At 45.5% G+C, this 15769-nt stretch carries 11 protein-coding genes; 4 read left to right on the forward strand and 7 right to left on the reverse strand.

The annotated features are described in order from the left end of the window. From yidA to RWS24_RS04385, 3 genes are read left to right on the forward strand one after another with little or no spacing between them, the layout of a single operon-like run. Positions 1–810 carry a sugar-phosphatase gene (gene yidA / locus RWS24_RS04375; protein WP_314365773.1) on the forward strand — a complete coding sequence of 270 codons (810 nt, stop codon included), beginning with the start codon at positions 1–3 and terminating at the stop codon, positions 808–810. Next, complete coding sequence (locus RWS24_RS04380; RefSeq protein WP_314365775.1) at positions 810–2024, forward strand: aminoacyltransferase; 1215 nt, start codon at positions 810–812, stop codon at positions 2022–2024. Before yidA ends, RWS24_RS04380 begins: the two co-directional genes overlap by 1 nt. A 14-nt stretch (positions 2025–2038) precedes the next feature. Continuing rightward, positions 2039–3274: an aminoacyltransferase gene (locus RWS24_RS04385; RefSeq protein WP_227970295.1), complete on the forward strand. Its 1236-nt coding sequence runs from the start codon at positions 2039–2041 to the stop codon at positions 3272–3274. Positions 3275–3307: 33 nt separating this feature from the next. Here RWS24_RS04385 and RWS24_RS04390 read toward each other — a convergent pair whose 3' ends face one another. From RWS24_RS04390 to pcrA, 7 genes are all read right to left on the reverse strand, one after another. Then, the gene (locus RWS24_RS04390; protein WP_314365781.1) at positions 3308–7189 is read right to left on the reverse strand and encodes a GBS Bsp-like repeat-containing protein; all 3882 of its coding nucleotides are present in this window, start codon (positions 7187–7189) and stop codon (positions 3308–3310) included. 64 nt (positions 7190–7253) lie between these two features. Then, a complete protein-coding gene (gene tpiA / locus RWS24_RS04395; RefSeq protein ID WP_314365782.1) occupies positions 7254–8012 on the reverse strand; it encodes a triose-phosphate isomerase in 759 nt (252 codons plus the stop codon). Positions 8013–8290: 278 nt separating this feature from the next. Further along, positions 8291–9145 carry a dTDP-4-dehydrorhamnose reductase gene (gene rfbD / locus RWS24_RS04400; protein ID WP_314365783.1) on the reverse strand — a complete coding sequence of 285 codons (855 nt, stop codon included), beginning with the start codon at positions 9143–9145 and terminating at the stop codon, positions 8291–8293. Positions 9146–9217: 72 nt separating this feature from the next. Beyond that, complete coding sequence (locus tag RWS24_RS04405; RefSeq protein ID WP_314365785.1) at positions 9218–10144, reverse strand: glycosyltransferase family 2 protein; 927 nt, start codon at positions 10142–10144, stop codon at positions 9218–9220. A 101-nt stretch (positions 10145–10245) separates the two neighbouring features. After that, positions 10246–11526 carry an O-acetylhomoserine aminocarboxypropyltransferase/cysteine synthase family protein gene (locus tag RWS24_RS04410; RefSeq protein WP_314365788.1) on the reverse strand — a complete coding sequence of 427 codons (1281 nt, stop codon included), beginning with the start codon at positions 11524–11526 and terminating at the stop codon, positions 10246–10248. A 98-nt stretch (positions 11527–11624) separates the two neighbouring features. Next, positions 11625–12023 (reverse strand): NUDIX pyrophosphatase, encoded by a 399-nt coding sequence (locus RWS24_RS04415; RefSeq protein WP_314365790.1) that lies wholly within the window; start codon positions 12021–12023, stop codon positions 11625–11627. Beyond that, the gene (gene pcrA, locus RWS24_RS04420; protein ID WP_314365792.1) at positions 12020–14308 is read right to left on the reverse strand and encodes a DNA helicase PcrA; all 2289 of its coding nucleotides are present in this window, start codon (positions 14306–14308) and stop codon (positions 12020–12022) included. The genes RWS24_RS04415 and pcrA overlap by 4 nt, the downstream gene beginning before the upstream one ends. Positions 14309–14567: 259 nt before the next feature. Here pcrA and RWS24_RS04425 point away from each other — a divergent pair, with 259 nt between their 5' ends. Beyond that, positions 14568–15764 carry a cation diffusion facilitator family transporter gene (locus tag RWS24_RS04425; protein WP_314365795.1) on the forward strand — a complete coding sequence of 399 codons (1197 nt, stop codon included), beginning with the start codon at positions 14568–14570 and terminating at the stop codon, positions 15762–15764. Positions 15765–15769: the final 5 nt, after the last annotated feature.

Genomic DNA, 15769 nt, shown 5'->3' on the forward strand with positions numbered 1-15769 from the left:
ATGTCTATCAAATTAGTTGCCGTTGACATTGACGGTACCCTTTTAAATAACCAAAAAGAAATCACTCCTGAAGTCTTCAGCGCTGTTCAAGATGCCAAGGCTGCTGGTGTAAAAATCGTTATTGCAACCGGCCGTCCTATTGCAGGAGTTCAAAAGCTTCTCGAGGAGCTAGAGCTTAATCAGCCAGACAACTACGTCGTTACCTTCAACGGCGGACTGGTGCAGGATACTGTTACTGGCGAAGAATTAATCAAAGAAACATTGACTTATGAGGACTATCTGGATATCGAACTGCTCGGGCGAAAATTAGGTGTTCACATGCATGCTATCACTAAGGACGGCATTTATACAGCCAATCGAAACATCGGCAAGTACACTGTTTACGAGTCCAATCTGGTCAGCATGCCTATCTTCTACCGCACACCTGAAGAAATGGTCAATAAAGAAATCGTTAAGTGCATGTATATTGATGAGCCAGAAATTCTGGATGCGGCCATTGCTAAGCTGCCACCGGAATTAGCCGAAAAGTATACACTGGTAAAATCAGCTCCTTTTTATCTGGAAATTGTCAAAAAAACTGTCAATAAAGGGGCTGCTATCCTTCATCTGGCTGAAAAACTTGGCTTAAGCAAGGAGCAGACTATGGCTATCGGTGATGAAGAAAATGACCGCGCCATGCTGGAAGCCGTTGGCTCTCCTGTTGTCATGGAAAATGGCAAGGAAGAACTCAAGAAAATTGCCAAATATATCACCAAATCGAACGACGAATCCGGCGTAGCACACGCTATTAGAGAGTGGGTATTAGACTAATGTTTAGTTACAAAATTGGAATTTCAGCTCAGGAACACGACGATTTTGTCACGGCTCATCCGCAGGCTAATCTTCTGCAGAGTTCTGCCTGGGCTCAGATTAAGGACAACTGGGCCAATGAGCGCTTAGGCTTCTATAAAGATGACCACTTGGTTGCCGCAGCCAGTGTCCTAATTAAACCACTGCCCTTAGGGATGACCATGCTTTATATCCCGCGCGGCCCCATCATGGACTATGGTGACAAGGAGCTGCTGGCCTTTGTTTTGGCCTCGCTCAAGAAATTTGCCAAGGAGAAAAAAGCGCTCTTTGTCAAGTTTGACCCTAGCCTCTTTCTGGCAGAAAGCAAGATGGGCGGTGAATTGCAAGACAAGGCAGAAACGATTGAGCTGATTCAACAGTTACAGGAAGCAGGCGCTGTCTGGGTCGGACGGACTGAGTCTCTGGACGAAACCATTCAGCCTCGCTTGCAGGCCAATATTCATAAAGAAGATTTCAGCGAGGAGCTGCTTTCTAAGAGTACCCGACAGGCTATTCGCACTGCCCGTAACAAAGGCATTCAAATCCAATTTGGCGGAGCAGAATTACTGGATGACTTTTCAGCCCTGATGAAGAAGACAGAAAACAGAAAAAACATCCACCTACGCGGCAAAGACTATTATCAAAAACTCTTGGATACTTATCCTGAGCACTCCTACATCACCTTGTCCAGCATTGATCTAAAGGCACGATTGGAAGACTTGCAGGCTCAGCTGACTAAGACACTCAAGGAAGCAGAGAAATTTACCGAGAAAACCAAGCCTGGCAAGATTGAGAATAACCAGCAAGAACAGAAACGCCTCCAAGAAGAGATTGACTTTCTGCAGGACAAAATCAGCCAAGGTGCTACTGTCGTTCCCCTGTCTGGCACCTTGGTCTTGGAATACGGCAAGACCTCTGAAAATATCTATGCCGGAATGGACGAGGAGTACCGCCGTTACCAGCCAGCCATTATCACTTGGTACGAAACGGCCACACATGCTTTTGAGCGCGGAGCAGATTGGCAAAATATGGGCGGAATCGAAAACGACCTCAAGGGCGGTCTCTACAGCTTTAAATCCAAGTTCAATCCAACCATTGAGGAATTCGCTGGTGAGTTCAACCTGCCAACTAATCCTCTTTACCACCTCTCCAATCTGGCCTACACACTCAGAAAGAAACTGCGCAGCAAGCATTAAAAGAAAGGAAGCCTATGACCTTTAAACTTCTCAGCCAAGAAGAATTTATCCAGCATACCTCAGCTAGCTCCCAACGCTCTTTTATGCAGACCGTGGAAATGGCAGAGCTGCTGAACAAGCGGGGCTTCAGTACCCAGTATGTCGGCTACACTGACCCGCAGGGACAGGTAGTGGTGTCTGCTGTCCTCTACAGTATGCCGATGACTGGCGGCCTCCATATGGAAATCAACTGCGGTCCTGTCTCTACTGATGCTCAATACCTGACTCCTTTCTATCAAGCTTTGCAAGCCTATGCTAAAAAAGAAGGTGCCCTAGAGCTCATCATCAAGCCCTACGAGACTTATCAGGCCTTTGACAGCAATGGCCAGCCCATATCTGCTGAAAAAGGCGAGCTTATCCAGCAACTGACTGATTTGGGCTTTGACTTTGACGGCCTACAGACGGGCTATCCAGGCGGGGAGCCTGATTGGCATTATGTCAAAGACTTATCTGGTCTGACAGAGAAAGACTTGCTCAAGTCCTTCAGTAAAAACGGCAAGGCGACCGTCAAAAAGGCTAACACCTTTGGTATCAAGCTAACAAGGCTGGAACATGACCAACTCAGCATTTTTAAAGATATCACAGCTGCCACTTCTGACCGACGGGAATATGATGACAAGCCACTAGACTACTATCAAGATTTTTATGATAGCTTTGGTCAGCAAGCAGACTTTATGACAGCCAGTCTCAACTTCAAGGACTATCTTCAGAACTTACAAAAAGACCAAGAGAAACTGAGCCAGAAAATTCAGAAACTGCAGGCGGACTTGGAAAACAACCCTCAATCTGAAAAAAAGCAAAATCAGCTGCGAGAGCTTTCCAGCCAGTTTGATAGCTTTGAAACCCGCAAAACAGAAGCCCAAGAACTGATTGACAAGTACGGCGACCAAGACCAGATTCTGGCTGCCAGCCTCTTTATCTACACCCCTCAGGAAGCAACCTATCTCTTCAGTGGATCTTATCCTGAGTTCAACAAATTCTACGCTCCAGCCCTGTTGCAGGAATACGTTATGACCGAAAGCGTCAAGAGAGGTATCCCATTTTATAATTTCCTCGGTATAATGGGAATTTTCGACGGTTCTGACGGTGTTCTGCGCTTCAAACAGAACTTCAACGGCTTCATCGTCCGAAAAATGGGAACTTTCCGTTATTATCCTAACCCTCTCAAATTTAAGCTGCTTCAGCTCATAAAGAAAATTCTAAGACGTTAAAAAACCAAGGTTTCCCTTGGTTTTTTTGTATGTTTATCTATAACGAGGTGTCGCAAAACCACGGATATTTCCATGACCGATGCGGTAAGTATTGCGTTTAACTACGTTATTGCTGTTACCTTCAATCGTGTGAATGATCCCATTTTCGACTTTTTCGACAATACCGATATGATCAGCCCAGCCATCGTTTTGCTGGGTATCTTTGTCCCAGTTAAAGGTGATGATATCACCTGCGCTAGGAGTCGAATTGCCATCTTCATTCCAGATACCTAGTCTTTGGAAAATATGAATATGGCGCTCTACACCACACTCACGGCCGATAAGATCGCTCAAGCCTTCTCTTTGGAAAATAACCGTCGTGAAAATGTCGCACCAGTCATCTGTGTTTTTCACAGCATAGCCAACTGGCAGCGGTCTGACACTGTTATAATCATTGACCAAGCGCTGATGCTCAGCACTGCCTCCCTTAACACCTACCATAGCAGCTGCCGCCGCAAGGACGCGGTCTCGCTGATTGGTAGCTGCCTGAGGACGGTTCACGGAGATAGAGGTCTTTTCTCCACCAGCTCCCTGCAGCTGATTTTGATTATTTAAGTAATACAAATGAACATTGTACTCGCCTGCATTATTCTTATGGTCACGCGCATACACATGCTTACGATAAGTACCATCAGCCTGACGATCCGCTGTGTACCATTGGACATCATCTTGGCCATTCGCTTCTGACCAAGTCGGCAGGTAAACTGTCTTGAGACCTTCTGGTGCCACAATGCCTGATACTACAATATCAAACTCTCCAGTGTCATTGTTCTTATTTTGAATACTGATTTTACCCTGCGGCTTACTGATTGACACATTGGTCTTGATGCCGCCTGCTCCTACTAGCTTGCCATCATTTTGCACATAGTAGAGATGGACATTATATTCGCCCTGAAAATTGTTATGGTCACGCGCATATACATGCTTACGATAAGTACCATCAGCCTGACGATCCGCTGTGTACCATTGGACATCATCTTGGCCATTAACCTCTGACCAAGTTGGAAGATAAACTGTCTTAAGACCACCTGGTGATACGATATCTGAAACGACAATATCAAAATCGCCGGTTTCGCTGTTGCGATTCTGAATACTGATTTTACCTTGCGCTTTTGGTTTCTCAATGGAAATAGTCGTTTTAGTGCCGCTCACACCAACCAAGCTGCCATCATTCTGCACATAGTAAAGGTGCATATTATATTCGCCCTCAACGTTGTTATGGTCACTCAGACGGACATGCTTACGATAAGTACCATCAGCCTGACGCTCTGCTGTGTACCATTGGACATCATCTTGGCCGTTGGCTGTGGACCAGGTTGGCAGGGAGACTCCCTTCAGACCGCCCGGAGAGACAATACCCGAAACAACAATATCAAAATCGCCAGTTTCCTTGTTTTGATTCTGGATGCTGATTTTACCCTGCGGCTTGCTGATAGAAACGTTGGTCTTGATGCCGCCTGCTCCTACTAGTTTGCCATCATTCTGCATATAGTAAAGGTGCACATTATATTCGCCTTGGACATTGTTATGATCGCTCAGGCGAACTCGTTTCCGATAAGTGCCGTCAGCCTGACGTTCTGCGTCATACCATTTGATGTCATCTTGGCCATTGGCCTCTGACCAAGTTGGCAGGGAAACAGTCTTGAGACCGCCAGGAGAGACAATTCCTGAAACGACAATATCAAAATCACCCGTTTCACTGTTGCGATTCTGGATGCTGATTTTACCTTGGGCTTTTGGTTTTTCTATGGAAATAGTCGTTTTAGTGCCGCCCACACCGACCAAGCGGCCATCATTCTGCACATAGTAAAGGTGCACATTGTACTCACCCTCAACATTATTGTGATCACTCAGACGGACATGCTTACGATAAGTGCCATCAGCCTGACGCTCAGCGTCATACCATTTAACATCATCTTGACCATTCACAGTAGACCAAGTTGGCAGAGAAACGCTCTTCAGACCGCCCGGAGATGAAATACCTGAAACAACGATATCAAAATCGCCAGTTTCTTTGTTTCGATTTTGAATACTGATGGTCCCCTTAGGTTTGCCAAGAGAAACGGTCGTTTTAGTGCCGCTTACACCAACCAAGCGGCCGTCATTTTGGACATAGTAGAGATGGACATTGTACTCGCCCTGCACATGATTGTGATCACTTATGCGGACTCGCTTACGATAGGTGCCGTCGGCCTGACGTTCAGCAGTATACCATTTGATATCATCTTGACCATTGGCCTCTGACCAAGTCGGCAGAGAGACAGTCTTAAGACCACCAGGGGATGAGATACCTGAAACCACAATATCGAAATCACCAGTTTCGCTGTTACGATTCTGGATGCTGATTTTGCCCTGTGGCTTGATGATAGATACATTGGTTGTAGTACCGCCAACACCGACTAATTGACCGTCGTTGCGGACATAGTAGAGATGGACATTGTACTTGCCAACTGAATCCTTATGTCTGCTAGAATCAACAGAAACTTTATAAGTACCATTGGCCTGCTGAGTGGCTGTGTACCAGATAATATCGTCTTGACCATTAGCTTCAGACCACACTGGAACACTAACAACAGACACTCCATAAGGAGCAGAAACGTTTGAAATCACAACATCAAAGCTACCATTGACATTATTCTTATTTTGAATACTGATGTTACCCTTTAAAGGCTGCTTAGCAAGAGCAGACTGCTGGGTAAATCTCCCAGTGTAATCAACGCTATGGTCAAATACATGCTTGCCAGCTAACAGCTGAGCCTGGGCTGTAAACTGCCATGCTCCAGCGCCACTATTGTATTTGAGAGATTTAGCTCCATCAAGATTTAAATTAGAAGACGGATACTGGGCCACCCAGAAGTTGCTATAGCCAAATTGCGATGTATTAACCGGTCCCTTGCTGCGAAGATTATTTTGATCCAGCCAGCTGGCACTGGTATAGTACATCAGGTTAGAATAACCCAGTCTGCGCATCTCATCTGCCCAAGCCTGGGTATGCTGGTTAATCCCATTTTGCATTTTAGGATCTTCCATGTCGTTGACCATAACTGTATTTTTAGGCAGACCTAGTCTATTGGCAAAGGCAGCGTAATAGCGCGCTTCAGCTCTCGCTTCTTCATCACTGGTATAGTGCGAGAAGGCATAGGTCGATACTTGTAAACCAGCTCCCTGCGCATTTCTCACCTGAGACTCGGCAAATGGATTAGTGTAATGGGTTCCTTCTGTCAGTTTGACAACGGCCCCGCCAACCCCTTGCTGGGCTAATTTACGGTAGTCGTCTACGCTGATATGGCCATTGTGGCTGCTGACATCTACAAAGGAAGTACCTTTAATCTCTGCTTGGGAATTCCCGCGGGCTGCCTGAGCCTTTGACCCAGCATTATAAAATACAGTTTTTCCAGCATTACTAGCTTTTGGTGCTGATGCTACTGCAGGACTGGCCTTTGGCTCTGAGGCAATAGCAGAATCTGCAACAGAAGAGCTTGCTTTTGCTGACTGATCAGCTGCAGTTTCATTCTGATTAAAATTATTTGCATCTGACTGAGTTTGCCCTTCTGGCTTAGCAGGTGCCACCTGAGTTTCTACAGTAGCTGATTGAGCTGCTCCTCCAGACTCAACAGCTGTTCCTACAGCATTCGTTATTTGCTCCTCTTGCTTAACTGCTTGAACTGACTGTTCTGCAGATGATACTCCTACAATCGGCTGATTAGACGCTTGCGATGCAGCCGCATTCACTATCTGATTCTGGGAACTAACAGACCTTTCTGTTTTTAAAATTTCTGACTCAGCGATTGTATGTTCCTCGGCTTTTGCAACATTGGCAGTCGCTGCCAACAAAATAGCCGTACTCGCTAAATAAACCAATTCTTTCGATTTCAACTTTTCTCTCCAACTTTTAAAAAACTTGTCACCTTTGGGAGGACAAGTCTTTTTTCAACATTTTTTATTTTACAAAATCAAGCAATGCCAAGAAGCTTTCAGCTTCAAGTGATGCACCACCAACAAGAGCACCGTCAACATCTGGACAAGCCATGTAAGACGCAACATTTTCAGGTTTTACAGAACCACCGTACTGAACACGAACCTTGTCCGCTACTTCTTGACCAAAGTCAGCTGCTACAACGTCACGAACTGCTTTACACATCTTTTGAGCGTCGTCTTGAGTTGCTGACTTACCAGTACCGATAGCCCAGATTGGCTCATACGCGATAACCAATGATGCAACTTGCTCAGCTGTCAAGTCTTTCAAAGCAGCTGATACTTGAGCACCAACGAAATCTACTGCTTTACCAGCTTCGTAAGTTTCTAGCGACTCACCACAGCAGATGATTGGCACCAGACCATTGCGGAAGATAGCATGCGCTTTTTTGTTGATGTCTTGGTCTGTTTCATGGAAATAATCGCGGCGTTCTGAGTGACCGATAACAATGTAGTCAACTCCAACTTCTGCAAGAACTTTAGGGCTGTTTTCACCAGTGAAGGCACCTGCATCTTCAAAGTAAGCGTTTTGGGCTGCAACTTTAAGATTGCTTCCTTTAGCTGCTGCCAAAACAGTTGTCAAATCAAGTGCTGGAGCAGCGACACCAGCTTCTACTAAATCTGAAGAAGGTAGCTTAGCAGCAACCGCTTCTACAAAAGCCTTTGCTTCTTCAGGATTTTTGTTCATTTTCCAGTTACCAGCAATAAATGGTTTACGTGACATATTCACACACCTCTTCTATTTTATTTATAGTAACATTGTAACACAGTTGCATGAAATAATAAAGGTTATCCACAGAATTTCATCAAATTGAAACATCTTTATTTTAAGGGGATAAGATCTGTGGAAAATTCTTCTCATTCTCATTTTCCACCCGCATCTTCAAGCCAGCTCTTTCTCCACCAGAGCACGCACCTGAAAATCACTTCTTGAGTCTGCTAGAAAAAAACAGAACCTAGTCTGAGACTAAGTTCTGTCGCTGTTATAAACTTCAAAGAATATCACTGTTTCTTCTCTTGCTTGTAAAACTCTTTCAAGGCATCCTGCCAAGTCGGAATGACAAAGCCTGTAGACTTGGCCTTGGTCAAGCTCATAGTTGAGTTGAAAGGCCGCTTAGCCTTGGCCGGGAATTTGCTGGAATCAACCGGTTGGACTTCCACATCTGTATCTTTGAGAATTTCCACTGCAAAGTCATACCATGTCGTGTCCTCTGTCGCATCATTAGACAGATGGTAATAACCAAATTCCTTTTGATTTTCAGCCAAATGAGTCATAAATTCAGCCAGCGTACGAGTCCAAGTCGGACGGCCATGCTGGTCATTGACTACGGTCAGAGTTTTGTGCGTCTTGGCAAGATTTTGCATGGTAAAAACAAAGTTTTTACCATAGTTACCAAAGACCCAGGCAGTACGGATAATGTAGAAACGGCTGGAATATTTCTCAACCAGCTCCTCGCCCATACGCTTGGTACGGCCATACTCAGTCTGCGGATCCGGCCGGTCATCTACTTCCCACTCCTCACCGACAGGCTTTTGTCCGTCAAAGACATAGTCTGTTGAGATGTAGACCAAGGTTGCTCCGTGAGCTTCTGCAGCTTTTGCTACATTTTCTGTACCGGTCACATTGATGGCATAGTCCAGCTCTTTTCCTTCGTCCTCAGCAGCATCAACAGCTGTATAGGCTGCGCAGTGATAGACCAAGCTTGGCTTAACTTCCGCAAAGACCTTGTCCACCATTTGGGCATTGGTAATATCCATTTCAGCTACATCAACAGCCACATATTCTTCATTGCGCTCATCCAAAAGATAGCGAAGCTCTGTACCCAGCTGTCCATTCGCACCTGTAATTAAAATCATTTGTCTTTCCTTTCACATCATAAACATTCAATGAGTTTATTATAACAAAAAAAGCAGAAAAAATCTGCTATCTTATTTACTCTTCTCTTTTATCACATAAATTGGACGATGCTTGGTTTCCATGAAGATTTTGCCAATGTATTTACCTAGGATACCGATGGTCAGTAGCTGAAAACCACCGATAAGGAGAATGACGGTCATAAGGGATGGCCAGCCCGATGTCGGATCACCAAAAACCAAGGTACGGATAATAATCACCGCCATCAGGATGAAGGCTAAAATCCAAGACAAGATACCTCCTAAAAAGGCGATGTTGAGCGGCGCATCAGAGAAATTGACGATGCCTTCCAAAGAATAGTTGAAAAGAGACCAGAAATTCCAAGAGGTCTTACCAGCCACTCGTTCAACATTTTTGTATTCCAAATACTCGGTATTGAAGCCAACCCAGGCAAAAATTCCCTTGGAGAAGCGATTGTACTCTGAAACATCCAGAATAGCCTCTACCATCTGGCGGCGCATCAGTCGAAAGTCACGCGCACCATCCACCATCTCTACCTGACTAATCTTGTTAATCAGCTTATAGAACAAATTGGCAAAAAAGCTTCGGATTGGCGGCTCACCCTCACGCGTAGTGCGACGAGTACCCACACAGTCCAGCTCAGGATTCGTGTCCAGCATAGCCTTCATCTCAATCAGGAGCTCGGGCGGATCCTGCAAATCTACATCCATGACCGTCACAAAATCCCCGCTCGCCTCTTGCAAACCAGCATAGAGGGCTGCTTCTTTCCCGAAATTACGAGAAAAGGACAGATAGTGCACATCTGGACAGCGACTGCTGAGCTCACGCAAAACAGCCAAGGTTTGGTCTGTCGATCCGTCATTGACAAAAATATATTCAAACTGGTCACGGATTTGATATTTCACCGCTTCCATAGCTTCATGAAACAAAGGAATAGATTCTTCTTCATTAAAGCACGGAACAATCACCGAAATTGTCATTTAAATTACCTACTATTTTTATATATTCCATTCTATTATAACAAAAAACTAGGCGAAAACCTAGTTTTATTCTTATTTGCTCTGTCTAGAGGCCTTGAAAATTATATAGATTCCAAGGCGATTCTCAAATCTTCTATCAAGTCATCCACATTTTCAAGACCGATAGAGAGACGGATTTGATTTGGTGTAATGCCTGCTGCCAGCTGATCTTCTGGCGACATCTGACCATGAGTCGTCGTAGCTGGATGGACGACCAGGGATTTAGCATCTGCTACATTTGCCAAGTCAGAGAAAATCTCCAAGCTGTCAATAACCTTACGAGCTTCTTTCTCCCCACCTTTGACATTAAAAGTGAAAATTGAGCCCACGCCTTTAGGGAAATATTTTTCTGCCAAAGCATGATAAGGACTGTCAGCAAGCTTGGGATAATTGACCTGCTCAACCTTAGGATGTCCTGCTAGGAAATCTACAATCTTCTCGGCATTGGACACATGGCGCTCTACACGCAAAGAGAGAGTCTCCAACCCCTGCAGGAAGAGAAAGGCATTGAAGGGAGACATGGCTGCACCCGTATCACGCAAGAGCTGAGTTCGGACAGCAGTGACAAAAGCTGCTGCTCCGACATCGCGCGTATAACTGATATCATGATAGCTCGGGTCCGGGTCCACAAACTGCGGAAACTTGCCAGAAGCTTCCCAGTCGAAACGACCGCTGTCCACAATCACACCACCGATGCTGGTTCCGTGACCTCCGATAAACTTGGTCGCAGAATGAACCGCGATGTCCACTCCATGAGAAAAGACATTGATCAGATAAGGCGTAGCAAATGTATTGTCGGAAATCAACGGAATCTTGTGAGCATGAACCAGCTCTGCCAAAGCTTCAAAGTCAGGAATATTAATCAAAGGATTGCCCAAGCTTTCAATCAGAACCAGCTTGGTATTGTCCTGAATGGCTGCCTCTACTTCAGCCAGATTTTCAATATCCACAAAAGTCGTGGTAATGCCATAGCGAGGCAGGGTTTCCTTGAGCAGATTAAAGGTGCCGCCGTAGATAGTGGAGGCTGCCACTACATGGTCGCCAGCATGCGCCAAAGCTAGAACGGTATAGGTAAGGGCCGCCATACCAGAAGCTGTTGCTAGAGCTCCGACTCCACCCTCCAAAGCCGCAATCCGCTCCTCAAAAGCAGACAGGGTCGGATTGGTAATCCGAGTGTAGATATTGCCCGGCTTGCGAAGGGCAAATAGATCTTCACCCTCCTGGGTATCTTCAAACACATAGGAAGTTGTCTGGTAAATAGGCAGAGCCCGTGACTTGGTTGTCGGGTCAACTGTCTGTCCGGCATGAAGCTGCAGGGTTTCAAATTTAAATTCACGTGTCATAAGGTCACCTCACTATAGTTATGTGATAAGTCTACCACTAAACGTCTCGCTTGACTAATAGAATTTCCTTATCAAAAGAAATAAAGAGAAGCTATATCTTATAGCTTCTCAGTTATAATCTCAAAAGTCGCCTGATTGCTGGGCCAGTACAGCTGCGACGAAACTTTGTCTAAAGCTACCCACTGAGCTCCTACATGCTCATCTGAAAGCTGGATTTCCTTCTGTTCTGTCAGAACTAGAAAAAGATTCTTGTGGATAGACAGATTTTCATCAATCTTTACCGTAATATCTCCAAGACTAGTCAGATTTGAACAAGCTAAGAGCAAGCCGGTCTCCTCTTTTATTTCACGAAGGCAGGCTTCTTCTGGGCTCTCACCGCTCTCAATCCCACCAGTAATGGGCTGCCAAAAGGAAACTTTCTCATCCTCAACTCTCAAGAGCAAGATTTCTCCATCCTCTGGATGATAGATCCAGGCTTCAATCGACTGTCTCATCATGATTTTTTCTCAATCGGTGCTATGCTGACCAGCACTTTCTTCAGACCAACTTCTGGGAAATTAATCTTGAGCTCTTGACTGTTTCCACTGCCAGAGACTGCCAAAACTGTTCCATCGCCCCATTTCTTATGGTGGACAATATCTCCGATAGCCCAAGCAACTTCAGGCTTAGATGGCTGGCTCTGACTGCTCTCGCCAAAAGGCAGACTGCCTGTAGAAATGGAACTTGGTGCCGCCTGACGCTTCCGCTCTTGTAGAGCCTGTGCTAGACTCATGCCCTGACCGAATTTGCTAGTATCGCTATTGGTATAACTGACCTTAAAGGAGCTATTTGCCGGTCGAGCCAGTCCTTGATAGTCTAGCAAGTCTGAGCTGATTTCTCTCAAAAAGCGGGTCGGCTGATTATAGTTGGTTTTACCATAAAGCATACGGGAATTGGCGTTAGTCAGATAGAGAACCTTTTCTGCTCGGGTAATGCCAACATAGGCCAAACGTCGCTCCTCTTCTAGCTCATCCTCGTCTTCAGATGCCCGACTCAGAGGAAAGACATTTTCCTCCATACCAACCAGAAAGACGACTGGAAATTCCAATCCCTTAGCCGCGTGAAGGGTCATCAAAGTCACTTCAGAACTCTCCTCATCTCCGTCATCTGTGTCCGCTATCAAGGCTAAGTCATTGAGAAAACGGCTGAGCTTGTCAAGACCAGACTCATCAGCAGGATTGTCTGGACTTTCATCAAAGTTCTTGGTTACAGACAGGAATTCTTCGATATTTTCAATCCGAGCTTGGCTCTCCAAGGTCGCCTGGGCTGCTAAGGCTGCTGAATAACCTGTCTTTTCCAGTAAAGCCTCTACTAACTCCGTCACTGTGTAGTCATCCAAGCGCTCCCGCAAATCCAGAAGCATATTGGCAAAATCATAGACTGCCTGAGCCGCCTTGCCCTTGACCGGCGACAGCAGGATATTGGCCGACGCATCCAGTAAAGAGATTTCCTGACTGGACGCAAAATCCCGAATTTTCTCCACCGTTCCTGGACCGACACCACGCTTAGGCTCATTGACCACGCGCTCATAGCTAATATTATCGCTAGGATTGGCGATGAGATTGAGATAAGAAATAACATCGCGGATTTCCTTGCGGCTGTAGAACTTGGTTCCACCGACCATGGTATAGGGAATATTAGACTTGAGCAAGGCTTCTTCCACCGTCCGTGACTGGGCATTGGTCCGGTAAAGAACTGCAAAATCCTTATGACTGTAGCCTTCTCGGCTCAGCTGATCAATAGTCCGAGCGACAAAGAGAGCCTCGTCCTGCTCGTCATTAGCCCGATAGTAGACAATTTCCTCACCGTCTTCGTTTTGAGTCCAGAGATTTTTGGGATGGCGGTTGCGGTTGTTTCGGATGACTTCATTAGCCGCCTGAAGAATGGTTTTAGTAGAGCGATAGTTTTCCTCAAGCAGAACTACCTTAGCTTCTGGATAATCTTTTTCAAAGTCTAGAATATTCTGCATATCGGCTCCCCGCCAGCCATAGATAGACTGATCAGCATCTCCGACCACGCAAATATTCTTAAAACGGGAAGCCAAGAGCTTGACCAGCTGGTACTGGGCATGGTTGGTATCCTGATACTCGTCCACATGGATATACTGGTAACGTTGCTGGTAGTAGGTCAGAACGTCAGGATTTTGGTCAAAAAGCCGCAGGGTCAGCATGATTAAGTCATCAAAGTCCATAGCCTCAGACTGGCGCAATTCCTTTTGATAGGTCGTGTAACACTTAGCCACAATCTCTGTATACATATCACCAGCTAGATTCGCATAGGTCACCTCATCAATCAGGTCGTTCTTAGCATTAGAAATAGTACCCAGAATGGCGCGCTCATTCCACTTTTTAGGATCTAGATTGAGATTTTTAAGAATCCGTTTCATCAGAGTCCGCTGTTCGCCTGGATCAACGATTGTGAAGTTGCGGTTGTAGCCAATATGATCTGCCTCTCGCCGCAGAATACGCACACACATGGAGTGGAAGGTAGCGATTAAGCAATCTTGGGCCTCCGTTTTGAGTTTTTCAGCCCGTTCTTTCATCTCCCGCGCAGCCTTATTAGTAAAGGTAATGGCAAGGATATTCCAAGGATTGACCATCTTTTCATCAATCAAATAGGCAATGCGGTGGGTCAGGACACGGGTCTTACCCGAACCAGCTCCCGCCATAATCAGCAAAGGGCCTTCTGTTGTCTGAACCGCCTCAGCCTGACGGTCATTCATACCGTTTAATAAAGGATGCATTTTTCTTCCTCTTTCAAAGTCAATGCTACTATTATAACAAAAATCCTGATGAAGCTAAACCAGAAAGAAGAGGAATTTCTGATTTTAGATTAGATTTTTAGCAAGTCATTTTAGCAACCCTACGCCCGACGCAAATTGAAAATTAGCTCTATTTTTGCTATAATAAGCCCATATGAGACTTAGAACATCTGTCCAGAGATGACATTTCTTCGCAAGTCTCTTTTCCGTTCTGCTGCCCCACTTAGAAAGAAAGGCTGTCATGAAAAATCCTAGTAACAATCTGAAGCTAGCGGAGAGAGGAGCCATCCTTTCCATCGCTACCTATCTGATTCTCTCCGCGGTCAAAATCATCGCTGGCTCGACCCTCCAGTCCTCCAGTCTGACGGCCGACGGCTTCAACAACGTCTCTGATATCGTGGCTAATATCGCCGTTCTAATCGGCCTGCGTATGGCCAGAAAACCAGCCGACCGTGACCATCGCTTCGGCCACTGGAAGATAGAAGATCTGGCCAGTCTCATCACATCTTTTATCATGTTTTTCGTTGGTTTTGATGTCTTGATAGAAACCATTCAGAAGATCATCTCCAACCAAGAAACCAAGATTGACCCTGTTGGTGCCGTGGTCGGAATCATCTCGGCAATCATTATGTTGGGTGTTTATTTTTACAATAAAAAGCTAGCTAAAAAAGCTCATTCCAAGGCTCTGGATGCTGCAGCCAAGGACAACTTGTCAGACGCTGTCACTTCTATCGGCACTTCAGTTGCTATCATTGCCAGCGCCTTTAATTTCCCAATCGTTGATAAGCTGGCAGCCATTGTCATTACCTTCTTCATTCTCAAGACGGCCTATGATATCTTTATGGAATCATCCTTCAGCCTGTCCGACGGATTTGATGAGAGCCTGCTCCAAGACTATAAGCAAGCTATTCTCGAAATTCCTAAAATCACTCAGGTTAAGTCCCAGCGGGGTAGGACCTATGGCAGTAATATCTACCTGGATATTATCTTGGAAATGAATCCCGATTTGTCTGTTTTTGAAAGCCATGATATTGCGGACCAGGTTGAGGATATGTTGATGAAGCGCTTTGGGGTCTTTGACATTGACATTCATATCGAGCCCGCTCCCATTCCTGAAGATGAGAGATTGGAAAATCTTTATCCAAACCTACTCATGCGTGAGCAGCTCGTAGAGCAAGGCAGCCAACTGGATACGCTTCTGTCCGCCGAATTTCTCTATATTTCCCAAGATGGCCGACAGCTAAACAAGGCTGAATTTCAGGCAGAAAGAGCCTCAAAAACACCTATCAAAAACTTTGAACTGCTCTCTGTCAGCCAGAAAACCAAGCTCATCCGCTATGAAATGGACGGTGTTATCCATACCAGCCTCTGGCGCCGCCACGAAGTATGGCAAAGCATCTTTCACCAAGAGACACGAAAAAACCAGTCTGATGATTAAGTCAG

The organism is uncultured Streptococcus sp. (assembly GCF_963528215.1).
In the GTDB taxonomy this organism is placed as follows: Bacteria; Bacillota; Bacilli; order Lactobacillales; family Streptococcaceae; genus Streptococcus.

What these genes read in the sequence shown, in the direction of transcription:
- yidA (WP_314365773.1), top strand. Translation starts at nt 1, where the DNA reads ATGTCTATCAAATTAGTTGCCGTTGACATTGACGGTACCCTTTTAAAT.
- RWS24_RS04380 (WP_314365775.1), top strand. Translation starts at nt 810, where the DNA reads ATGTTTAGTTACAAAATTGGAATTTCAGCTCAGGAACACGACGATTTT.
- RWS24_RS04385 (WP_227970295.1), top strand. Translation starts at nt 2,039, where the DNA reads ATGACCTTTAAACTTCTCAGCCAAGAAGAATTTATCCAGCATACCTCA.
- tpiA (WP_314365782.1), bottom strand. Translation starts at nt 8,012, where the DNA reads ATGTCACGTAAACCATTTATTGCTGGTAACTGGAAAATGAACAAAAAT.
- rfbD (WP_314365783.1), bottom strand. Translation starts at nt 9,145, where the DNA reads ATGATTTTAATTACAGGTGCGAATGGACAGCTGGGTACAGAGCTTCGC.
- RWS24_RS04405 (WP_314365785.1), bottom strand. Translation starts at nt 10,144, where the DNA reads ATGACAATTTCGGTGATTGTTCCGTGCTTTAATGAAGAAGAATCTATT.
- RWS24_RS04410 (WP_314365788.1), bottom strand. Translation starts at nt 11,526, where the DNA reads ATGACACGTGAATTTAAATTTGAAACCCTGCAGCTTCATGCCGGACAG.
- RWS24_RS04415 (WP_314365790.1), bottom strand. Translation starts at nt 12,023, where the DNA reads ATGATGAGACAGTCGATTGAAGCCTGGATCTATCATCCAGAGGATGGA.
- pcrA (WP_314365792.1), bottom strand. Translation starts at nt 14,308, where the DNA reads ATGCATCCTTTATTAAACGGTATGAATGACCGTCAGGCTGAGGCGGTT.
- RWS24_RS04425 (WP_314365795.1), top strand. Translation starts at nt 14,568, where the DNA reads ATGAAAAATCCTAGTAACAATCTGAAGCTAGCGGAGAGAGGAGCCATC.